This window comes from Neochlamydia sp. AcF65, from assembly GCF_018342435.1.
GTDB lineage: Bacteria > Chlamydiota > Chlamydiia > Chlamydiales > Parachlamydiaceae > Neochlamydia.
Genome location: NZ_JAEMUE010000050.1, coordinates 23,877 through 47,694 on the forward strand (window position 1 = coordinate 23,877; position 23,818 = coordinate 47,694).

At 38.8% G+C, this 23,818-nt stretch carries 16 protein-coding genes; 14 read left to right on the forward strand and 2 right to left on the reverse strand.

Annotated features, from left to right (window positions below; all coding sequences use genetic code 11):
• The first annotated feature begins 12 nt into the window (after positions 1 to 12).
• The 13 genes from fliI to NEOC65_RS06505 all read left to right on the forward strand — a co-directional run bounded on the left by fliI (position 13) and on the right by NEOC65_RS06505 (position 21,820).
• On the forward strand, positions 13 to 1,332 hold the full coding sequence (fliI, locus tag NEOC65_RS06445; RefSeq protein ID WP_502710273.1) for a flagellar protein export ATPase FliI: 1,320 nt from the start codon (positions 13 to 15) through the stop codon (positions 1,330 to 1,332).
• An 18-nt stretch (positions 1,333 to 1,350) separates the two neighbouring features.
• Positions 1,351 to 1,857: a type III secretion T3S chaperone gene (locus tag NEOC65_RS06450; RefSeq protein ID WP_166156783.1), complete on the forward strand. Its 507-nt coding sequence runs from the start codon at positions 1,351 to 1,353 to the stop codon at positions 1,855 to 1,857.
• A gap of 57 nt (positions 1,858 to 1,914) precedes the next feature.
• A complete protein-coding gene (locus NEOC65_RS06455; RefSeq protein WP_213151849.1) occupies positions 1,915 to 2,889 on the forward strand; it encodes a hypothetical protein in 975 nt (324 codons plus the stop codon).
• Positions 2,890 to 3,248: 359 nt separating this feature from the next.
• The gene (gene sctQ, locus NEOC65_RS09615) at positions 3,249 to 4,577 is read left to right on the forward strand and encodes a type III secretion system cytoplasmic ring protein SctQ (protein ID WP_166156789.1); all 1,329 of its coding nucleotides are present in this window, start codon (positions 3,249 to 3,251) and stop codon (positions 4,575 to 4,577) included.
• 91 nt (positions 4,578 to 4,668) lie between these two features.
• Positions 4,669 to 6,234, forward strand: a complete 1,566-nt coding sequence (locus tag NEOC65_RS06465) for a protein kinase domain-containing protein (RefSeq protein WP_213156084.1) — start codon at positions 4,669 to 4,671, stop codon at positions 6,232 to 6,234.
• Positions 6,235 to 7,797: 1,563 nt separating this feature from the next.
• Positions 7,798 to 8,976: an SH3 domain-containing protein gene (locus NEOC65_RS06470; RefSeq protein ID WP_166156795.1), complete on the forward strand. Its 1,179-nt coding sequence runs from the start codon at positions 7,798 to 7,800 to the stop codon at positions 8,974 to 8,976.
• A gap of 151 nt (positions 8,977 to 9,127) precedes the next feature.
• Complete coding sequence (locus NEOC65_RS06475; protein WP_166156798.1) at positions 9,128 to 10,171, forward strand: coiled-coil domain-containing protein; 1,044 nt, start codon at positions 9,128 to 9,130, stop codon at positions 10,169 to 10,171.
• Positions 10,172 to 10,943: 772 nt separating this feature from the next.
• A complete protein-coding gene (locus NEOC65_RS09810) occupies positions 10,944 to 13,886 on the forward strand; it encodes a secretin GspD/PilQ domain-containing protein (protein WP_213156085.1) in 2,943 nt (980 codons plus the stop codon).
• The gene (locus NEOC65_RS06485; protein ID WP_166156804.1) at positions 13,864 to 14,820 is read left to right on the forward strand and encodes a tetratricopeptide repeat protein; all 957 of its coding nucleotides are present in this window, start codon (positions 13,864 to 13,866) and stop codon (positions 14,818 to 14,820) included. The genes NEOC65_RS09810 and NEOC65_RS06485 overlap by 23 nt, the downstream gene beginning before the upstream one ends.
• A 96-nt stretch (positions 14,821 to 14,916) precedes the next feature.
• Complete coding sequence (gene yidD / locus NEOC65_RS06490; RefSeq protein ID WP_242678217.1) at positions 14,917 to 15,222, forward strand: membrane protein insertion efficiency factor YidD; 306 nt, start codon at positions 14,917 to 14,919, stop codon at positions 15,220 to 15,222.
• Between the two features lie 304 nt (positions 15,223 to 15,526).
• A complete protein-coding gene (locus NEOC65_RS06495; protein ID WP_213151842.1) occupies positions 15,527 to 19,276 on the forward strand; it encodes a DEAD/DEAH box helicase in 3,750 nt (1,249 codons plus the stop codon).
• 131 nt (positions 19,277 to 19,407) lie between these two features.
• Positions 19,408 to 19,608 carry a hypothetical protein gene (locus tag NEOC65_RS06500; RefSeq protein ID WP_213151840.1) on the forward strand — a complete coding sequence of 67 codons (201 nt, stop codon included), beginning with the start codon at positions 19,408 to 19,410 and terminating at the stop codon, positions 19,606 to 19,608.
• Between the two features lie 250 nt (positions 19,609 to 19,858).
• Positions 19,859 to 21,820 carry a leucine-rich repeat domain-containing protein gene (locus NEOC65_RS06505; RefSeq protein WP_213151838.1) on the forward strand — a complete coding sequence of 654 codons (1,962 nt, stop codon included), beginning with the start codon at positions 19,859 to 19,861 and terminating at the stop codon, positions 21,818 to 21,820.
• Positions 21,821 to 22,231: 411 nt separating this feature from the next.
• Here the strand turns inward: NEOC65_RS06505 and NEOC65_RS06510 are convergent, their stop codons facing one another.
• Both NEOC65_RS06510 and NEOC65_RS06515 read right to left on the reverse strand, forming a co-directional pair.
• Complete coding sequence (locus tag NEOC65_RS06510; RefSeq protein WP_349305250.1) at positions 22,232 to 22,750, reverse strand: hypothetical protein; 519 nt, start codon at positions 22,748 to 22,750, stop codon at positions 22,232 to 22,234.
• A 105-nt stretch (positions 22,751 to 22,855) separates the two neighbouring features.
• Positions 22,856 to 23,035 carry a hypothetical protein gene (locus NEOC65_RS06515; protein ID WP_213151836.1) on the reverse strand — a complete coding sequence of 60 codons (180 nt, stop codon included), beginning with the start codon at positions 23,033 to 23,035 and terminating at the stop codon, positions 22,856 to 22,858.
• Between the two features lie 2 nt (positions 23,036 to 23,037).
• Between NEOC65_RS06515 and NEOC65_RS06520 the strand changes: the two genes are divergently transcribed.
• On the forward strand, positions 23,038 to 23,427 hold the full coding sequence (locus tag NEOC65_RS06520; RefSeq protein ID WP_213156086.1) for a Fic family protein: 390 nt from the start codon (positions 23,038 to 23,040) through the stop codon (positions 23,425 to 23,427).
• Positions 23,428 to 23,818 lie beyond the last annotated feature (391 nt).

Genomic DNA, 23,818 nt, shown 5'->3' on the forward strand with positions numbered 1-23,818 from the left:
GGAGCACTATTAATAATGAGCTTGGATGATAAATTTGATAAACTCTTAGGAAGTATTGATGAGCTAGAGTTGACTACCGTCAATGGACGCATCACAGAAATAGTGGGAATGCTAATCAAAGCTATTGTTCCTAATGTGAAAATTGGAGAAGTTTGCCTTGTCAAACGTGAAGGTGAACCATTACGCACAGAAGTCGTAGGTTTCACCCGTGAAGAAGTTCTTCTTTCTCCGCTAGGAGAAATGAAAGGGATAGGCCCTTCTTCAGAAGTTATCCCCACTCATATGCCTCTTCATATTAAGGTAGGCCCTAATCTCTTAGGACGCGTATTGAACGGGTTAGGAGAACCTCTAGATGTAGAAACCAAAGGGCCTTTAGAAGTAGATGAGATTTATCCAGTCCTTCAAGCTCCTCCCGATCCTGTCAAAAGAAAAAGGATCGAATCCCCTTTATCTGTTGGAGTGCGGGCGATAGACGGAGTTCTGACTACCGGCTTAGGACAAAGGGTAGGAATTTTTGCAGCTGCTGGTGGAGGTAAATCAACCTTACTAGGCATGATTGCTCGTAATGCACGTGCGGATGTAAACGTAATCAGCCTTATTGGCGAGAGGGGACGTGAACTACGCGATTTTATCGAAAAAGATTTGGGACCCGAAGGTTTAGCGCGTTCTGTGTTGGTCGTATCCACTTCTGATCAAGCCTCGCAGCTAAGGCTCAATGCTGCCTATGTAGGAACAGCTATCGCCGAATACTTTAGAGATCAAGGTAAATCGGTAATTTTAATGATGGACTCTGTGACTCGCTTTGCGCGTGCCTTGCGTGAGGTTGGTTTAGCTGCTGGAGAACCACCTGCCCGTGCAGGTTACACTCCCTCTGTTTTTTCCACACTGCCTAAGCTGTTAGAACGTGCTGGCAACTCAGATAAAGGCTCTATTACCGCCTTCTATACTATTTTGGTAGCAGGTGATGATATGAATGAACCCGTAGCCGATGAGGTGCGCTCTATTTTAGATGGTCACTTAATTTTATCTGCCGATCTGGCGCGTCAATATCACTATCCTGCTATCGATGTACTTTCTTCTGCCAGCCGGGTTATCATGTCGATTGTTCCTAAAGATCATTTACAATTGGTGGGTAAATTAAAAGAAGTATTAGCTAACTATAAAAAAAATGAGCTTTTAATTAAAATTGGTGAATATAAACGAGGAGCCGATAAAGCAGGTGACTTTGCCATCGATTATATTGATAAAGTTAATAGGTTTTTAAAGCAAGGCGTGGAAGAAAAATGCTCTTTTGAAGAGACCTATCAATTGCTAAAAAATCTTTTCAAATGATAAGAACTATGAGCTCTCATGAATAATATAATATATCCTTTGAAACAGGTTTTAGATATCAAACGGCGACGTGTAGAAGATGCTGAAAAAATTTTAAAAGAGAAAAAAGAGTTATTAGCAAAGGAAGAAGAAAAGTTAAAAAATGTAGAAGCTGTAAGAAACAAGGTTTTGGCCCATCAACAAGACAAATTGCAGCAATTACGTGTTGAAAGTAGCCACCTTACAACCAGCCCCAAAGTCCAGCAAATGAAAATTTATCTAAAAGTAGTGGCAGAAAAACTACAGATAGAAGAAAAAAAAGTTAAGGATCAAAAAGATCAAGTTAAAATGGCTCAAAATAAAGTAGAAGAAGCTAAACAAGAATTGGATCGAAAGCGTTTAGAAGTGGATAAGCTCAAAACTCATCAAGAAGACTGGACAAAAGAAAGAGCTAAAGAATTAGAAATTATAGAAGCACGCGAGCAAGATGAGTTAGGAAGCACGATGTTCTTGGGCAGAATGCAATCCGCAAAAGCTTCAAAATGATAAAAATTAATTTCTGTCTGATGGGCAGTGAAAAAGACAGAAAAGGAGTTAGCTAATATGTATAACTTTAAAATTACAGGCGATCAGAATAAAGATAATGTCACTATTAATCGCGCCTCAAGCTCTAGGCCTTCAGGCTCTTCCTCCCGCGATTTCCAAAAGGTTCTTGGCGAAAAAGAACGTCGTCAAAAAGAGGAAGAAGAAGATTCTAAAAAAGCAAAAACTGTAGACCCCTCTTTTGAAGCAGAAGTTCTTTCTCTTACCGAAGAAATGCCTAGTCCAAAACAACCCTCCCTGTTTGATCTTTCTAAAGAAGTAGTTAAAAAGAAAAGTGAGAGCGAAACTTCTGAAGTAGCTAAAATGGTCTCCTCAGAAGAGCTCCCTATGGAATCTCCTAATGGGCTCTATAAAAACTTAGCATTAAAGGAAAAAGCTTCCCGAGCTAAAACAGGGGAAGGAATGTGGGAAGAATCTCATAAAGATAAGTTAGAAGCTAATGAAGATAAAAAGCCTATACGCTTTTCCCAAGAGGCAGGGGATTTATCTTATGTCAACCCTCTAGCCTTGCATGTAAGCTCTAGCTCTCAGTCTCATAATCAAAATCTAGAGGCAAATATGCCTTCTCAAAAACTGACCACGCAACAGCTAATAGATGCTATTGTGAAAGCTATCACTACCATAGATAGCCAAGGTAAGACGGATACCATAGTTACTTTAAAGCATCCCCCTATGTTTGCAGGTGCCAATCTGGTGCTCACCTCCTATGAAAGTGCCAAAGGAGAATTCAATATTCGCTTTGAAAATCTAAGCCAGGGTGCCAAATCATTCATGGATATGCAACAAAATCAACAATCCTTGCTTTCATCCTTAAATGAAAAAGGGTATACTGTCCATATGGTAGTAGCTACTACTCAAATTGAAACTCCTCCATTTAATCCTGCAGCACCTCAGCAACCACCACGTGATGGCCAGCAAGAGGAGCAGCAAAAACGACAAGACAATAGAAAGCAAAAAGAAGATGAAGAAAGTTAAGGACTACCAATTCTTAAGAAAGCTAAAAAGATGATAAATCGCTTGGGCCAGAGTTCCTACCCGACTAAACAAAACCTTTTTTTTCTAAAGGCTTATCTGATGAAGAATGGGTTAAAATAGACGCCTCTATCCTTGATAAAAAAAAACTGGAATTAAGTTAAAAATAGTGATAAACATGAAAATGTCAATCTTTTAAAAAGCGCTATCTTATAAGGCTTACAGTTTTAAAAAAGTCTAATACTTACTAGGTATTTTGCTAAGAGAGCTTAAAATTTTTTAAATTGTACTTTTGCATTGACAATCTCGACTCCTTTTATGTCATTATAAAGAGGTATATAACATTTTATGAAGGCGTGCGCGTGACTTCCCCTAAAGCTTCGATGCCATACGATTGGCTTAAACAAATTCCTACCGCTCTTTTGCAACTAGATGAAATCCCGCTCATTGGATCATCCCCTCCTTTTCCATGGGAAGATTTATCTAAAGGGCTAGAAGAGATCTTTCAGATCCCGGATTTTAAAATAGAGCCCACTCCTTTCCAATGGCGTACAAAAGACGAGCTATGCGTGGGGATGGGTCCAGTCATCCCCCTCTCTTGCTCGATTCCCTCTCTAGAAGGTCAATTGACATGGATAATGGCAGCAGAAGATATCTATCGTTTGATATCTCTTCTCCTTAACGAGGATGGTCATGAGCATGATGTACTCGAAGATGAATTCCTGCAAGGCTTTTATTGCTTTGCCGCCTATGAAGTGATACACTTAATCAATAAGCTTCCTTTCGATCAATCTCTTTCTCCACAAATTTTACAAGAAAGTAGTATACCGGTAGAAGACTCCCTTTGCGCAGACATCAAAATTCAACTGCGTGGAAAGACTTTAATAGGACGTATGATTGTCTCGCCTACCTTCCGCCGTTCTTGGAAAGAAAAATATGCCGAACGTTCTCTAGAACTTCCTTTGCATGCATCGTTGGCCGAACAACTGACAATTCCAGTGCATATAGAAGCAGGAAGAACCTCTATCCATCCATCAGAATGGAAAACCGTTAGAAAAGGGGATTTTATTCTTCTGGATTCTTGCACAGTAAAACCTTATGATGATAAAGGTGGACGCATTACCCTTACTGTCAACGGCCTCCCTTTTTTCATTGGAAAAATTAAAGACGGAAATATTAAAATCTTGGACCACCCATTGTATTATCAAGAGGAAGAGACCTTTATGAGTAAAATTCCCTCCGAAGAACAGGATGATTCATCTTTAGATTTTGAGTCAGAATTAGAATTCGATTCTGAAATGGAATCTGATATGGAATCCGATTTTGAGTCAGAAATGGAAGCAGAGTCTGAGCATGAGTCTGAAGAAACATCGAATTTGGCCCTCGACGAGAAACTTAAAGATAGAGAAATAGAAGAAGATCTTACCTCTTCAGAAGAAGAATCTTCGGCTGTGATACCCACAGAAACGTCGGTCAAAATTGATGAGATTCCTTTATCTGTTATCATCGAAGTAGGCCGTCTGCAAATGTCTGTAAAAAAAATGCTTGAACTGCAGCCAGGCAATTTATTGGAGCTAGATGTCCATCCTGAAAACGGTGTCGATCTGGTCGTCAATGGAAGACGTATTGCCAAAGGTGAATTAATTAAGCTAGGTGAAGCCTTAGGCGTAAGAATTCTAGATATTAGCTAAATCACCCTGCACTGCAAAGGAGAAAATTTATTTTGCCTGTATAGCTCTCATAATTATTGAGAAAATAAAAATGTAGGCTTGATTCTATCTTATGACTGCTTCTGAATCTCATCAACGCTCTACCCTACCTACCGCATCCTCGGATAAGGAAAGTTTTCTCTCCCTCCCTCTTCCTAAAAAAATCGGTCCTTACAAGATTGAAGCACTTTTAGAAAAAGGAGGAATGAGCATCCTTTATTTAGGCACGCATCCTGAAACCAATGAGCCTACAACCATCAAAGTTCTTTCTCCTAAATTTGTTTCTAATCCCGAAATTGTTGAACGTTTTCTAAAAGAAGCCGAGATTATAGCCTTGGCAGACCATCCTAACATTGTCAAACTGTATGGGCAAGGTAAATGGGCTGGAGGGCTTTACATCGCCATGGAATTCATTCAAGGTATTTCATTGCGCCAATACATCTTGCAAACCCCTATATCTCTTAGAAGAGCGTTAGAAATTATTATAGATATTTCCTATGCACTTTGTCATCTTCATACCCATGGGGTTATTCACCGAGATTTAAAGCCTGAAAATATCCTAGTGACTGAATCTGATGTCATCAAAGTGATAGACTTTGGCATCGCCCAACTTCTTAAAGAATCTTCTTCTGATCTCTCTAAACAACCAAGAATGATAGGTACACCTATCTATATGAGCCCTGAACAGCAGCAGCATCCCGACTCAGTCTCTTTTCCTTCCGATATATATTCATTGGGTATCATTGCTTATGAACTTATGCTAGGTAAGCTCAGCCAGGGGCATATTTATCTTTCTTTAATGCCCAAAGGCATGCAAAAAATTCTTGTGAAAGCTTTGCAACCAGAAGTTAGGGACCGATACCAAGATATTGTAGATTTTATTGCTGCTGTATCTGGTTATCTAAATTCTGAGAGCTTTGAGAAAGATAAAATTGTTAAAGATTACTTGAGCGAACTATCAGAAAGCTTACGCCGCACTCAAGCAGTTCTAAGTCATGACAAGGCCCCCCAATGGAACGGCGTGCACGTCAAAGTTACAGCCTCTAACACCCATGCTATTGCAGGAGTGTATTACGATTTTCTCGAAATAAATCCAGGCTTGTACGGCATTGCTTTTGCTGAATCTTCCTTAAATTACTCCGATGGTATGGTGGCTTGCTCTATCTTTCGAGGCATGCTAAAAGCTCTTTACAGAAGAGTAACTGATCTTAAAGAATTAGCTGATCTCCTTAACCAACTCGTCATCGAAGATGGTTTAGATAAAAGCCTCAAATTTAATTATTTAGTTATCGATACCCAGCAAAATAAGGTACAATATTTAATTTGTGGCCATAGCTATCTATGGGCTCGACCCCATCACAAAACACCTTTTAAAGTCATTTGTGAAAATCCCCCGCTAGGCGCTGATCCACATTCACAATTCCAAATTCAGCAAGTCGATTGGAAATCTAATGACTCTTATATATTAAGTAATAGTAATCTAGAAATGTCTGAAAAGGAATTGTTGGAGATTTGGCAATCAGCAGAAAAGCTAAGCCCTCCTCTATGGATGGAAATTTTTCTACGAAGAAAAAGGGCTATGCATAAAATTTTATCGGAAAAAACAATTACCTTCATTGCTATACAATCTCTAGCCTAAATTGAGCTAAAGCTTAAAGTTTAACTTATAAAGTTTTTGCGATAATACCTTTTAAAGAAACTACATCTGCATAAACAAAAAAGAAATTAATTTTTTTCCAAGCTCCCTCTACCCACCTTGTGGCATAAATGATCTAATAGCTCGTGCCTTTAAAGCCCAGCCTTATATTACGACTAAGCTAGCATCCAGCGCTCTTTGTGCATTCCAATCTTTGCCATCTTATTTGCCCCCAAAGATTTAGCATATAATTCTTCCCGCTGATAAGATAGCTTCCTAGAGGGTAAATTTCCTCTAAAACTTCTTTTAAAGCGGTACATCGTCAATTCGGCAAGCGATCTCCTATGCTAGTTTATTTCGAAGCTGCCTGACCTCCTTGTCCCCTCCAAAGTCCTGAATGACTTTTAAAGCCTCATTTCTCTTCTTCATCCAAGGCTTGTCCGTTTCTTGGCTTAAACCTTCCTTTGCTTCTTAAAGGCATTAAAGAATTTATACCTTAACATAAGTTGATTGATAGGAAGCTTGGCTATCATAAGCGTTATCTCTATAAGCGGTTTTTAAGCTCTTTGGCAGCTTAAGAATCATCTGGTTGTCCATCAAAATCTGCTTTATTGCTCTTCGTTAACTCGCTCGGAATAATCTCATGCGATCCTTAGCAAATGCTTAAGTGAATCTTTCTCCAAGTCCTCGACTTTGCTTTGCCCTGCTGACGCAATTTCCACTCTCCTTCTTCATAGGCCTTTACCCCAAGGAATCAAAGGCTAAATCTGTTGGACGCTTTAAGGCTTGATTTTTCTATCCAAGCTTTTTAGTGCTCCTGCAGATGCATGTATAACAAGGACAGGCAGTCTTGAAGGCCAGCACAGCAATCAAAGACAAGAAAAATTCTTAGAAGAGCTCGTCGAGCAAATGATAAACGGCTTTAATCATCAACAAGCATAGGATAGCATCAGCGGAATAAATTCTTGGGTGTCTCTTCTCTTAAGCTTTTATATTTCCTCCATCCTTTAATGCCCTCATCTGAAAACCATAAAGTTATGCTTCTTCTTTGCACTCAAGCTGCGTTAGAAGCGAACCTATTACTTATGCGGTAATGAAGCTTTTTTTTTTCATCGCTTGCTTATATTTTTAGTTTAGCAAACTAAATTTTATAGCTCTTAAGCATTAAGGAGCAAACTTAGCGCCTACACTTCTTATCATTTACGCAACAACGCCCTTTTCAGTAGCTTTCTGCACCCTAGCATGCTTTGAAAGACTGCCTTCAATTCAAAAAGCATCTAAATAAAAGTGGACTTTCTTTAAATAGCAGACTTTATTTATTTAAACAAAAATTAATTAACTATCAATAAATTGGTAAATAAAACATTAATTTATTTCATAATTATTAAAAACATAAATCTAATTAATAAAAATTTAATTCTGAAAATAAAAATAATTTGTATCTGGATAAAGCTTAAACTTTTAGGAAATTTTGCTTGAAATAAATGAATAAATAAAATATTGATTAAGGGTAAGCTTTTCTTTATAAAGCTTTTTACCTATCTTTAATTAAATGAAGGAGCTTGTATGATTAATTTAGATTCAAAAGAGCTATTAGAAACTGATTTTAATGCCTTAGTAAGGAAAATACTAACTCTAGAAAACCAAACCAAAAATTTTAATGAAAAAGTTGATAACCTTGCTAGAGTTATTTTAATTAAAAATGAAAGCCATGAGCAGCACTTGAAAACGCTGTGCGAACAAAATCAATTATTCATGGAAACCATTGTAAAGTTAAAGAGCGATAATATAATTCTTACGACTGAAAATAAAGACTTAAAGCAAGAAACGCAAAAATGGAAAAATAAAGCCAGCAAAACCCAAGCTGCCATGCAGCTAGCCTTACAGGCAAACGAGCAATTTGAAGAAGCTATCCAAGCTTTAACGACAGACAAGGAAAATCTTTCGCAAGAAAATGGCTCTTTGAAAGAAGATAATGCTAAATTGAGGGAAGCTAACCATGTATTTAAACAAGACAACGCTAATCTTAGATCTGAAAACCAAGTTCTTAAAGATAAGAACAAAGGCCTTACAAGTGAGAACCAGAGTTTGACCACTCAAGTGCAAGCCGCTGAGAATGGATTTCAAACCCTTACAAAAGAAAATGAGCATCTTAGGGACCTTGGAAGAAGATTAAACCAACGAATGGCCTTGCTAACTCAACAGGCACAAGAAGCCCCTACTCTTCCGCCAAAAATATTAAAATTAATGATAGAGGGGGGCTTAAAAGTAAATCCCGATACGCCCCTAACCGAAGCTATTAAACAGATCTTTGAAATTAACGATAATTTAAAGAAAAAAAATAAAGAGTTGCAAGCTACTTTAATACGTATTGAAACTACTTTGGGATTACAAAAAGGGGTAAACTGCGATTCAATTTTAAGAGCCATCAACAAAGCAATCGTTATTCCTAATAAGCTTAAAGTTCTAGGGAACAAGCTGGTTATTGCAAATCTATTAAAGAAAGATTATCAACCTGAGGATGTATTAGAAATATTAAACGGCGTTTTAAATGATTATCTAGATTTTAGAAGGCACCAACCCATGATATGCAAAGAACTAGGTATAAAAGCAACTTCTAATATTGAAACAATTTTAAAGAAAATCCAGGAAAAAAAAGATGAAAGTGGCGTTAGTGCTTACTTTAGCAGGCTGGGAAGATCCACACTCTGCCTACTTTCTTTAGGATTTGCCAAAGTGGTATAAATAGCAAGCAAACAGCTATTTCTACTATTGATTAAGAAGTTAAGCTTACTGGCCCCCTTTTCGGGGGAGTAGAATCTAAAGAACAAACTTAAGCTTCTAAAATTGTAGAACAGGTAACAAGCTTATTAAACATAAAATGAGGTTTAACAATATGGTAGTCAAAGAAGTTCCTTCAGATAATCAAGCCCTCCTTTCTTCTGAACAAACGATACAAATTAATGCAAAAATAGCTCAATTGGAGCAGGATGCAGCCATCCAGAATGTAATCGACCAACTGTTTACAATGGACATTCGACAGATGGAAGATGAACGAATTAGGCTAAGCAACATTGTGCATTTGCAACATGCAGAATTAAGTAAAGAATTCAAGCAAAGGCGCATGGAGGTAGAAGAAGTAACAGCTATATTGGATATCACCCTAGAGAAACTGACGGCCTCAAATGAAAAATCCTCTAAACTTATGCAAGCACAAGTACAGCTTAGAAAAGACTTTAAATTAATAGGGAACCAGCAAGCCGAGCTAAAAAAAGCTTTCAAACTCATCGAACAAGATCACGCCCAAATAGCAAAAGATCACGCCGAAATAGCAAAGGATCAGGTACAAATAGCTGCAGATCAAGCAGAAATAAGAAAAGAGCACCAAAAGATAAGAGGAAATTTAGAGCGCGTAGAAGAGGGTTGCGTAAATCTTAGCAAAAGTTTTGCTAGCTTAAAGATAAGCTTTAAAGAAATAAGTAAACAGCTTGATGCTATGCTAGAAGAACGCCTCCTTCCTCAACAAGATGCAGATCTAAGTGAGAAAGAGATGGAAGAAAAAGCTGCTGTTAAAAGAAATGCGATTACTAAGCAATATATGCAAGATTGGGAGGATGAAATACAACGCGAATATGAGGAAAATAAGGCATTAAATTCACAAAGCCTTCAAGAATTTGCTGAACAGCTGGAAGATTCTAGCTTGAATGCAGAAGAAATAGCTGCAAGGGGAGAAACATCTTTCCTCTCCACCGCCCAGCAAACGCAAGAAAGTGAAGTCTTAAAAAGTCCCGGATGGTTGGGTGCATTAAAGCATAAGATGGGAACATGGAAACATACTGCTTTAAAGGTTACAGAATTTTTTACACGCTCAGCCTGCTTGGCTACTATAGTTTCAGTTAGCTTAACTAGCCTTTTTGCTATAACGGCTACCTTGGTATAATGGCATGAAAAAAGGCAAAGCTTTCTTTGCCTTTTCTCAAACTTTTGATGGAGGCTTAAATTGCTAAACTTTGTCACTCGCCATCCTACTATACTTCTTAAGCTTTCTTTCCTAGGAAAAGCTTTAAAGAATCTTTTCCTGCCTAAAAAATGCGAAGGATAAGAAGAAGCTGTTTTTGTTTCTTCAATAACCTCAAATCCTAAAGTATAAAGGTAATTTAGCCAAATACTTCTCCCTATGGAGAGGATTAAAAACACCCACCTACATTTGTCCGATTCTAGCTTGCAAAGCTTATAAAGACGCTTAAAGCTAACATTACCTTTAGTTTTTGTCTAGGGCTATCCGCCTATTAAGCCTGCTTCTTTTGTCCCTGCCGTGAAAGCCTCTACTTTAAAAAAACCCATTCTTGGACCTCTTGTAATGCTCTTTATAATCCCTTTCGTATGCCTTAGCGTTCTTCCTAATAGTTTCTTTCATAGAAATCTTTACTCATCCACTATCTTTTGCATAAGCATGGAAAAAATTACCTTTCCTCTGATTTTCATGACCTTATAGCTAGTAAAGAGGTTGGTGGATGATCAAATAGCTTAATCAAAAAATTAATTATAAAATTGCATTAAATCAATCGAGACTTTATGATCCTGACTTTTTAGTATGACATAACCCCCTACTCTACATGAAAAAATATTATACCTATCCTAAAGCTTTATCGTTAGCTATCTTCATCTTAACCTCATGCTTTTGTTACACCTATATAAAAGCTGAACACTCTGTGCCGTCAACCCTTCCCTATGGTGGTGATGAAACATTAGATAATAAGGAAATACCAGCCGCTTTACCGCCTCTGGATACTTCTCCCCCAGATTCTTCATCTACTCAAGAGAAAAAGGAATCGCCAGAAATTGGCCGCTTTTTCTATCCTAAACTTTTTACTTATCCCCAACCTCATACAGCTGATACTCTATCTGAACTGGTACAGCCTACCGATTCTCCTAACACAGCCAACCAAGCAGCGTCCGAACTATTGCCTACTCTTCCACAGCCTGCAGAAGCTCAACCTGCTTCTTTACAGCCCCCAACTATTTCTCCACCTCAGCTTTCTACTACTTCTGAATCTTCCTCTTTCCCGCAAGTCCACCCTTCTTTGACAACTTCTTCGAGTTCTACTGACCTTCCTTCTATGCTTAATCCTACTTCCGCAGCAGAACATAAGCCTACGGCTTCCTCGCCAACCATGGATAACTCTGCATCTCATCACTCAATAGATTTTAATGCTCCTATTCCACCTACTTTTACCCCAGATTCCTCATCATCCCAAACACCATCCTTATTTCCATCTTCTTCTGCCCCCTTATTTCAACCCTCAGCGTCTTCCAAGGCCAACCAAGATACTATTCCTACGAACTCTAATATTGGCACCCACTCCTCTTCTCCATCAAATTTTAAACCTCTTGCGGCTAGCCATGCAAATACCAATGAACCCCCTAAAACTATCCTCATTAATTTCAATAATGTCGCTATTACAGAATATATTCGTTTCATCAGCCGCATTTCTAATAAGAATTTTGTATTCGATGAAAACGATTTACAATTCACTGTTACCATAGTCTCAGAAGAACCTACCACTATTGATAATATTATGACAGCTCTCCTGCAAGAGCTGCGTATCCATGGCCTAGAATTGATCGAACAAGAGAACACCATTATTATTCATCGTAATAGTAAAGTGGCCGGTATCTCCAAGGTGGTGACTGAGGATGGAAGCATCGATCAAAGGCAGAATTTTGATATTATAACTAAGGTTTTTAGGCTAAACACGTTAGAAGCAGAACGTGCTGCTGTGATTTTAAAACCCATGATTTCTGCTAACGCTTTAGTGGAAGTACTTAAAGAAACTAATCATCTAATAATCACAGATTTGTCTTCGAATATTAGAGAAATCAGCGCTTTACTTAATAGCTTGGACAGCCCACAAAGTGGACTAGTTATCGGCCAATATGTTGTGCGTTCTCAATCGGCAGACGCACTTATTGCACTGGCAGCACGGATTATCCAACCAATTGCACAAGATCAAAAAATCAACTTCATTTCTCATAAAGCTGCTAATAGTATTTTTATCGTAGGAAGTCCTTATCTCGTAGAACGCACTCTATCTATTTTGAAATATCTTGATCAGACAGGGGCTACAACCCAAATAATTAATCCTAGAGATCTTAATTTTGGTACAAAACAGCAGGCAGGTCAATGGATTTTGGACAAAAATGGCAACTGGCAATTTATTCCTGAAGCAGCTGTTAATGGTAGTGGTCCTCCCAAAGGTAATTGGAAAATTGATGAACAAGGTAACTGGTACTTTGAGCCCGGTGAACCTATTCCTAATGGAAAAGGACCTGATGGTAAGTGGGTTTTAGATAAAGATGGTAACTGGGTTTTTCAGCTCAATCCTGGCAAACCTATTTCACCCCAAAAAGTTCAGCGTAAAGAAAGAATTGATGCTGAACTACCTGTAGGCCACATTGAAAGAACTCAATTTTCTATTTATAAGTTGCAATACCGTAAAGGCGAGCAAATTGCTAAGGCCCTAGCTAGAATTGCTGAAAGCCTCACAGCCTCAGGAGCTGGCACCAATACTGACCTCTTAGCTTCTATTAATAGCGTTCAATGGATTGAATCCTCGAACTCACTTATATTTACAGGAACAAGCGATGCTATTGATAAGATGAGAGAGCTCTTAGGCGATATTGATGTTCCTCTTCGTCAGGTTCTGCTGGAGATGCTTATTTTAGAAACAGACATCACTGACTCCTTAAACTTCTCTACTAATGTAGCTTCCAACTTTGGTGGGGGCAATACTTCTGGTGCGGAAGCTTTCTTATCGGGAGCCTCTACTCTACCGGCGGGAATGGCTTCATCAGGACTTGGTTTAATTCCTAATGCTGCAGCCCAAGCTACAAGTGTAAGCGGTTTTGTACTAGGAGTTATTGGACAGACCATCACTCATAATGGAAAAGAATATGCAACCTTAGGAGGTCTTGTAAAAGCTTTAACCCAAAGGTCTATGTCGCGCATTATCATGAACCCTAAAATTCTTACGGAAGATAACTCACCCGCAGAAGTTTTTGTAGGCCTCAACACGCAGTTTCCCACACAATCTATTGCTAACAACTTAGGTACTATTTTAACACAAAATTTTGAGTTTCGAGATGTCGGCACTAATCTAAAGGTTACCCCTATCATTGGCAGTAATGATATTGTTACTTTAGAGATTCAAGAAGAAGTTAGCTCCATTGTTTCTGGAGGAATTTCGAGCAGCTCAACTGCAACTAGCCAGATAGTGGGACCTACTACTAAAATTAACAGGACGACAACAAAAGTACATGTTCCCAACAAATTTTTCTTAATCTTAAGTGGAATGGTAAGCGATACGGACGAAAGAAACCGTACCCAAGTTCCCTGCCTAGGATCCATTCCTGTGTTAGGAGCAGCTTTTAGTGATAAGCAAGTTAAAAATACAAAGCAAAATTTAATGATTTTTATTCATCCCATCATCTTAGATACTGAAGAAGAAATTGACAACATCACTAGACATCAACAAAATGTCTATCGGGTCAAAAGCCGGCGCCCTAAGGAATGGATTTGTGAAACTGATGAAGCGATGGATTTCTTTAATATTATTAATACAGAAAATTCAGATGGCAGTGAAGATCGTTACTAATCTATTTTTAGGTTCACTATGTCTAGGCTTAGTAGCTTGTTCTTTTAAAGAAGCTGATGAACTTGAACCAAATATTCAATTTGCTACACCTGTGCATGTTGTAGAAAATCTTCCCTCCGCTTTTCCGGATTTAACTCCGGAAGAGCTAAGAGAAGATTGGGCCAAAGAACTTCTTATTGCTAACAAGTTTGCTCGAGAAAATGACCTTTATCGCGCTATTACTAGCTATAAACGTGCTTTGATTCTTATTCCTTCCAATCAACTCCATCGAAAACAGCAGATAGAGTATGATATTATTTTAAGCTATTATTTAGGTGAAAAATATCAAGAGGCCGTAGAGACTTTTGAAGCTAGTAGCTTGACTAATATCTCAACTCAATTTCTAGCTTTTGAGAATCTTCTTCAAATTCTTTATGATGCATATTCAAGAGCGGGCCAGCTAGCTAAAGCTGAAAAAGTTTTTGCTCTCCTCGAAAAAGTTCGCCCTAAAGTCGCAGAGAATTTTCAACATGCTGAGGATGTACTTCATGCCAACTTCTCGGCTCTTCACAATCCCTGCCTAGGCTCTAATGAGAATTTATCCTATTTCCTAACTACTTATAATCAACATGCGAAGTCTGTAAGACATGCTAAGACACTTAATGCTCTGCTTCCGGGAGCGGGTTATTATTATTTGGGACAAAAGAATACAGCCATTACTGCCTTCTTAGTAAATTCTCTTTTTATCGCTACCGCTTACTACTTCTTTGATCATGGGAATTGGGCCGCAGGAGCCATTGCTACAAGCCTTGAAATGGGATGGTATATAGGAGGAATTAATGGTGCCGGCCTAGGAGCAAAAGAATTTAATGAACATTTATACAAAACAGTGGCTAAAGACTATATGATCAAGAATCATCTTTTTCCTGTATTAACTTTTCAAACTTCCTTCTAAATGCCTATACGTATAATCCTCAACCTCTTCACTCTCTATTCTCTTTTTTTATTCTCTTTTTGCCTTGAGGCAGAGCCTTGGGGGAAAGATGCCGATTTGGCCCGCACTAAGCCCGCTCCTTTGCAAGAGCAGCCTTATTACTGTACCACCCCCCTGATGGGCTCTTTGGCCGAAAGCCTCATTGGCTTTCATCAAACAATAATTACACCGATTGATGGCCCTCGCAGTAACTATTTACCTAGCAGTTCACAATACACACTGGATGCTATGCGCAAGTATGGTTTTTTCGTCGGCTTTAGCATGGGCTGTGATCGGTTAATGCGTGAAAATGATGATCCATGGATTTACCCTAAAGTTACTGACCGACAAGGTTATCTTTTAAAATACAATCCCGTCCCATAATTCTTTAGAAACCTAATCTCTCGCCAGCACTTGCTCAATACCCTTTTTGGCAAAGAGAGCTCTATCTATAAGCTGTTATTCGCACTAAAACATAAAAAATGTTATACTGACTATTTTTTAACTTATCCATTCCCCATTAGTATGCTGAATCGCCTTAATTATGTATTTCCTCTAGTGGTCTGCCTGCCTTTTTTAGAGAAGTATAGAAAAATTAATGCTCGGCTAATTTTTTTATTAAACCTGCGTAATAGGACTAGCTGTCTACTTTCCATAGCTACTACTTCTTCTTTGTTAGGTATTTGATATGCCACTACCTAGTGTTTTTAAACCCTTTCACGAGAAAGGAGAGAAGCTTTTACGAACAGGAAAAGTTAAAGAAGTAGAGTTTTCAGGGGAAACCTATCAAGTTAAAGTAATGGATGAAAAAAATCCTCAAGGCGTGTGGTCCTTCCTTCAATTTGATAAGGTTAACCGTTTAAAGGATGCTTTTTGTTCCTGTGCGGAAAGCGAGGAAGTGGCCGCCTGCCCTCATTTAGCTGCAGCTTATTTATATATTTTTAACAAGAGCCGCCAGCCTCTTCATAAGCGCTTCGAAAAGTCTCTTTGGAATAAGCTGTGCTATCTTTGTGCTGAACAGATGAAATTTGAGGAAGTAAAGTTTAGGCCTTCTTCCAAGGGGATTTATACCATTTATGCCAATCGCCAACAAATTTTTTTAGTCCATAGCACTACAAAAGCTACTGCCGATCAATTAAAACATCTACTTTTTAATCGCTATAAAGAGACGGAGGAAACTTCTTTAAAATTTTCCAATCTATCGCCAGAAGAGATTCGTCGCTGGAAAGAAGGTCGTCCTAGCCCTATGCTAAGCTATGCACTCTCTTTTTGGAATGACTTGGCAAAGTGGCTGATGTCTTTGCAAGAAGCTGAGGAAACCTATCAAATAGATTTTAGTTATACGCCTCAAGGTATCCCTAATTACATCAGTGTAAAATTTCCTACTCTCCATTGCAAATTTTATATTCCCCAAACGCATTTACCTTCGATTATCCCTGCGTTAGCTACCGTTCATTCACCTTTGCGTTTGTATCCATTAAAAGCTGACCCTAATATTAAAATAACTTATGATAAAGCACATGCTTGCTTTCTAATTGACTCGAATAAAATCCCTCCCCCTATTGCCAGGTCCCCCTCTCTTTTTCAAAGCTTTCAATTTGGAAGCTGGTTACTAGTACCTTTTAAAGGATTTTATCCTTTAAATCCTTTAGGCTTGTTAAGCTCTAAAGTGATTAGCCAAGCTCATCTAGCACAAGTACTTGATGAAAATTTAGCTTTCATCAAGGAACATCTACAAGGTTGTGTCATTCATGAGGGGATCTTTAAAGTTTCCTATGCAATTGCTTTTGATGAACAATGGAACCTTCATATTCAGGGTTACGTTCACTGCCCTGGAGATCTTAGCAAACCCATGTCCCAGCTTTTTGATTCATGGGCTTATCTAGAAGAGGAGGGCTTTTACAAGTTAGAAGGCTTGCGATTTAAAGAAGCGAAAACCCTAGTTTCTGCCGAAAAAGTGGGAGAATTTGTCCAGCAGCATCGTACGTGGCTAAACACTCATAAGGGATTTGAAACACACGTCGCGAGCTTAGAGGCATTACTAAACTATAAAATGGACAAAGAAAAAGGATTGCTTTCTTTTCAACGTACAGTAGCTACCCACGAGCAAACTTTGAAAAGCAAGGATTTTGGCCCTTGGATTTACATCGAAACCCAAGGGTTTTATGCTAAAAATACTCTGCCTGTAAGCCTTCCCTTACGCCCTGGGTCTTTCTTAAATCCTGATCAAATTCCTATGTTTATCAGAGATAACCGCGAGGAGCTAAAAGTTGTTCCGGGCTTTTTTAGTGAAAAGCAACCTATTGTCCATGCAGGAATAGTGATAAAATTAGCTAAAGACGAACATATCCTTGTTATTCCTACCTATGATCTATTGCCAGAATACACCCTTGAAGAAGTTTATTTTTTTGACGAATTTACTTATGTAGAGGGGGAAGGCTTTGCTGAACTCCCTTTAACTTGTCGCTTACCCCTCGCTTATCAAAAGGTAGTGGAAATAAAACCTGAGCATCATCTATTTTTTTTAGAGCATGAGCTCAAAAACTTAAAGCCGTTTATAAAGAGCCTTGATCCACGCCTTGAACCTCCCAAAGAGCTTGAGCTTACCGCAAGCGCTATCTCTAAATCAGATTTTAATACACGCGGGTGGTACACGGTTAACTTAGAGTACACCTCCACAGAGGGTGCTGTTCCTATTGCAGAGCTATGGACAGCTTCAAAAAAAAATCAGCGCTTTAAATTTACAGAAGCCGGGTTAATTGATTTTGAAGACAAACGCTATGATTGGTTGAAGCTTCTTGCAAAAAAACGCTTAGATAAACGTCATAATCTCCTCACCCTTTCTACGATTGAACTGATTCGTTTGAATGCCTTAGATCCTATAAAAGAAGGAAAAAAAGAAAAAAATTACAATCACTCCTCTTCTTTCAATCTTCTAAAAGAGCTTATAGAATTTAAAATTCCTGCCGAACCTAATACATTAGGTCTAAGTTGTGACCTAAGGTCCTATCAACAAAAGGGTCTTCATTGGCTATGGTTTCTTTATCAGCAAGGGCTGTCAGGACTACTTTGCGACGATATGGGACTAGGTAAAACCCACCAAGCGATGGCCTTAATCGCATCTATTATCAATCATGGCGAAAAGCAAAAACAAAAGGGTAACAGCTATTTTTTAATCATCTGCCCCACCTCCGTTATTTACCATTGGCAAGATAAGCTTGCGCAGTACTTGCCTAAATTACGTGTTTCTACCTTTTACGGGGCTCATCGCAGCCTGGATGAATTTCAGCAGCATTATGATATTCTCTTAACTTCTTATGGTGTGTGGCGGATTGAACACCAATTGCTTTCTAAGATATCCTTTGAATTAGCAATTTTTGATGAAATTCAAATTGCAAAAAACTATAGGAGCCGCCTTTATGCCACGTTAGCCCACGTTAATGCCCACATGCGCCTTGGGCTCACAGGTACTCCTATAGAAAATCATCTACGTGAGTTAAAATCTTTATTTGATTTAGTTTTACCTACTTATATGCCTGGTGAAAAAGATTACCGCGAGTATTTTGTTAAACCTATCGATAAAAAGCAGGATTTAAAGCGTAAAGCTCTCTTATCACGATTGATAAATCCCTTCGTGCTACGACGGAAAAAAGAAAATGTTCTTAACGATCTACCCGAAAAAACTGAAGAGATCTCCCATTGCGGATTAACAGAATCTCAAGCTATTCTCTACAATAATGTTGTGGAACAATCGAGACAGGTGGTGCTGGATAAACTTACCCAGAGAAGTCAGCCTATCCCTTACCTACATATATTTGCTATTCTTTCATATTTAAAACAAATCTGCGATCATCCGGCCTGCTATTTAAAAACCCCCTCTGAATATAAGCTTTACCAAGCTGGCAAATGGGATCTTTTCATCGAGCTATTGAAAGAAGCCCGTGAAAGCCACCAAAAGGTTGTTGTATTCTCTCAATATCTGAACATGCTGGATATCATTCAAAAATATCTAGAAGAGCGTCACATTGGCTTTGCTGCTATTCGGGGTTCAACGATTAACCGAGGAGAACAGCTTAAGCGCTTTAATGAAGACCCGCAATGCGAGGTTTTTTTAGGTTCTTTGCAAGCTGCAGGATTAGGAGTAGAGCTAACCGCTGCCTCTGTTGTTATCCATTATGATCGCTGGTGGAATGCCGCCCGGGAAAATCAGGCGACAGACCGCGTTCATCGTAGTGGCCAAACTAGAGGAGTTCAAGTTTTCAAATTGGTGACCAAAGGCACTTTTGAAGAAAAAATTGACAAGATGATTACTAGAAAAGGAAAACTCATGGAAGATATTGTAGGAGTGGATGATCATCGGCTTTTAAAACAATTTAACCACGATGAAATTATAGAGCTTCTTCAAAATGTTACTCCTACCTCTTTGCAAGAAAATTAAATTTCTTCTAAAGAAAAATAAAAAATAGGCTTTTTTAAATGTACAGGTAGTACCCGTAACTTAAAGTTTTCTTGCTTCTTTTAGCTTTCTTCAACATCTTTTACTTTAAAAAAGCCTAAAAAGGCCAGCAAATGAACCCTTGCTCTTCTATCACTCTTGCACAAGTGCCTAGTGAAATCCTAGTTCCTATTTTAAGGGCTTGCCGTACTTTAGCCAAGCATTACCTTAAGGGCAGTGAAAAAGAAGCCAAAGTCTTTATTAAGCTCATGCAGCAAGAATTTTCATGCCCAAACGTTGCTAAGCGTCTATTAGATAATTTTGTAAAGACTTAAATATATACAAATTATAGGATCTCAAATGATAGCCAAAAGCATGCTATGCCTGGTCGGCCCAAAGCTGAGCAAAAACCTTCTATATCTAGCTATCACCTAAAAGGCATAATAGCTTGCACTTTGCCTAACAAGTTAGCCGATACCCTCGCGATGATAAGGCTATGATTTCGTTTGACTTGCTTTTTTAATTTTTATACATTGTCTTTAAATAATAAAAATGCTGAAAATTTATCACTACCTAAGAAATAAAATGCATCCTATCTCTTCGGCCTCTATTGAAAGCTTGCCCAATGAATTGCTACTCCCTATCTTAGAGGCTTGCGTAGTTCCTTCCTTATTTAGCGTCTGTAAAAGATGGCATCATCTGCTGGCTTCTGAAGTCATGCCTTCTCTTTATAAGCAAATAGGTAAAGTGCATGTTCCTCAAGGAAATGTTAAGGAGCAGGCTCTTATTGTAGATAGGATTTATAAGCTAGAAGAAAAGCTTTCTGAGGCCGCAAAGGTAAATGCAATCTTTAGGCGAATCTTTACTTTAGCCAAGTCTTTTTCAGCTTTAGAGTTTAAAGTGCAAATAGAAGAAAAGAGGTATCTTACTCTGGCTAACTACTCTTCCTATCTTCTAAATATTAATCGCCTTTTACTTTGGAAAAAACTTCCTGGTGGGGAAGAATACTTGAGCCGAGAAGAAATTAAGCACGTGTTTCTAGGAAAAAAAGGAGAGCTTTTTAGAGATTGGATTGCAGAAAATCGTGAAAACATCACGGCTTTAGATTTATCTAGAATAGGCTTGACTTATTTACCCTCAGAAATAGGCCAATTGTCTCAGCTGCAATATCTTTACTTAGATCATAACCAACTCACCACTCTGCCTGCAGAAATCGGGCAGTTATCTGAGCTACAAGTTCTTGGCTTAGGAGAAAACGAGCTCACCAACCTGCCTGCAGAAATCGGTCGGCTACCTCAGCTGCGACATCTTTTCTTAAATCAAAACCAGCTCACCGCTCTGCCTGCAGAAATCTGGCAATTGTCTAAGCTGCACACGCTTGAATTAAATCAAAACCAGCTCACCACTTTGCCTGCAGAAATTGGGCGGCTGTCCCAGCTGGAACGGCTTGAATTAAGAGAAAACCAGCTCGCCGCTCTACCTACAGAAATCGGGCAATTGTCTAAGCTGCACGCGCTTGACTTAAGAGAAAACCAGCTCACCACTTTGCCTGCAGGAATTGGGCGGCTGTCTCAGCTGGAATGGTTTAACTTAAACCAAAACCAGCTCACCGCCCTGCCTGCAGAAATCGGGCAATTGTCTAAACTGCACACGCTTGAATTAAATCAAAACCAGCTCACCAGCCTGCCTACAGAAATCGGGCAGCTGTCTAAGCTGCAATATCTTTTCTTAAATCAAAACCAGCTCACCAGCCTTCCTGCAGAAATAGGTCCATTGTCTCAGCTGCAAGGGCTTTGTTTAAATCAAAACCAGCTCACAGCTCTGTCTATAGAAATCGGTCGGTTACCTCAGCTGCGACATCTTTACTTAAATCAAAACCAACTCACCGCTCTGCCTGCAGAAATTGGGCAGCTATCTCAGCTGCAAGAGCTTGATTTAAGCCAAAACCAGCTTACCGCTCTTCCAACAGAGATAGGGCAGCTACCTAAGCTGCAAAGGCTTGAATTAAATCAAAACCAGCTTACCACTCTTCCTGCAGAAATCGGGCATCTGTCTCAGCTGCTAGTGCTTGACTTAAATCAAAACCAGCTCTCCGCTCTGCCTGAAGAAATCGGGCGGCTACCTCAGCTGCGACATCTTTTCTTAAATCAAAACCAGCTCACCACTCTGCCTGTAGAAATAGATCAATTGTCCCAGCTGAAACAGCTTGACTTAAATCAAAACCAACTCACCAGTCTGCCTGCAGAAATCGGGCAATTGTCTGAGCTGCAATATCTTCACTTAAATCAAAACCAGCTCACCACTCTGCCTGCAGAAATCGGGCAGTTGTCTGAGCTACAAATTCTTGATTTAAGAGAAAACCAGCTCACTGCTCTGCCTGCAGAAATAGGTCTATTGTCTCAGCTGCAAAGGCTTAAATTAAATCAAAACCAGCTCACCGTTCTGCCTGCAGAAATCGGACGGTTGTCTCGGCTGAAAAAGCTTGGATTAGCGGAAAATCCTTTGAAAGATATTCCAGAAAGAATAAGGCAACGTTTTCAATTGTAGAATGGTAAGTACTTTTAAGATCTGGGTAGGCTAAATGAAATAAAAAACTTTTAGCCCTCTTACTTTAAGCAAGTCATCCGCTTTCCTCCCGCAACTAAGCAAAGTTAGACTAACCTTCACATTTATAAGAACAAGAAGTTTTTCTCTTTTTCTACAGAGTGTTATAGCTGGGAGAACAACCTTTCTTGACAGGAAGAAGCTAGGCGTATATTTCATCATGCGGTAGAAGAAGTAAAACATTGAGCTAAAAAGAGCTGTTTTTCTCAAATAAAGCAAAGAATCAATCTCTTTCTTTTAGCCAAACCAGAATTGCCATGTCACTTAATCCCCAAAACCTGTGGCTGCTCCTAAATCGGAAGTTCCATTTTTTAAAACTAATTAGTAGTAAACAAGCTCTTGATTATTAAAAACTTATGTTTTTTGTCTACGTTTTTTTCTAGTGACTACAGGCTCATGATTCTTTGATAAAACTTTTGGTAACCCTATTTTTAAGGCTTCAAGCATTTGTCTGTTTTGGTGGCGTGGTTCGGGGATTTGCTGAAAACTTAAGCCTTCATTTACTGTCCATTCTATTAATGTTAAAGTAGATAAACTGCGTAAGCCCTCTTCTACTGTTAAATAAAGGTCCTTCCAGGCTTTATCAAGCTCTCTGATAATCACGTAGGCTAACATTACAATTAAAACATGGCCCTTTGTACTTTCTTCTGAACATACATAGACTGGCCTTATTTCAAGATCGCTTTTTACTGTTCTAAAAGCTGATTCAACCCTAGCTAAATCTTTATAACGATCATGTATTTCTTGCATGCTCACTTCTTCGCAACCAAGATCGTTTTTAATCACATAGCAATCATCTAGCTTAACATCCTCAGCTAGCATTTCCTGATTAAGGCATATAGATAAGCTTCTATCTTGCGCACTAGCTGTCACGCAAGTTTTAAGCGCTAAACGCTCGATTTTAGCTTTAATTTTTTTCAGGGCTACTTCTACCTGTGCTTTGCGATATGCATGTAGATAAACATTTTGCGCGGAGACTTATTTTTCTATGCTAGCTAGCTTGCTGAGACGAGAATGGGCGATTTCCTGGGCGCGCACACGATTACGTTTAAGAATATATCTTATCCCATCTTCTTTGACTTCAGCTAAGTTCTTATCAAATAACGTATATTCGATCACACCTCTTTTCATTAAGGTCTCTATTTGAGCCTTTGCCATAAATGGGTACCCTCAATATTATCGACTGGTGTAAAGAAAATGGAAACCCTAAGCCCACTTGGGAAATGCGAGCGGAATCAGTCGTTACTACTTTCTTGCCCTCGTCTTTCTTTGCCACAGGGAAAAGGCCCGAAGAACAGGCAGAAGAAGCCGAAAAAGTCAGACCCGAGTCAAGGCCCGAGTCCTTGGAAAAAGAAGTGATAAAATTGCTTCGAAAAGAATCTTTATCGAAGAGTGAAATATCTCAAATCCTGGGACATAAACACATTTCAGGGGGATTAAAAAAAGTTCTCTCTTCGTTGCTTAAACAAGGAAAAATTATCTACACATTACCTGAAAAGCCTAATAGTAGGCTGCAAAAATATAAATTGACTGATAAAACTAAGGATTAAACTCAAAATTAAAATATTTTCAATTTAAGTCTCTTTTTTTACTGCTTGAAAATCAAAATTTCCTTAGACTTAACACCTTTAAACAGCTAAAAAGGGCTGAGGAAATGGATAGGATTTTTTTACGATACTATCTCTTAATGCTTTTTGCTTTGTCTCTGTATACGCCTGCTCTTTCTGCTAGTCAGTTACAACTTGTAGCTACCGAATCACATCCAGAGGCGTTTATTCAAAATAAGAACATTTGTCATTAACTGGCATTTAACCTAATCTTTTTTCTAATTGATATTTTTTATGGTGAGTCGACCTGTGGAACTTCCCCACAAGCCTCTCTTAGAACGGTACAGGAACCTCTCAATTCATACCGCTCCCAATTAAGCAAACGCTCCTATCA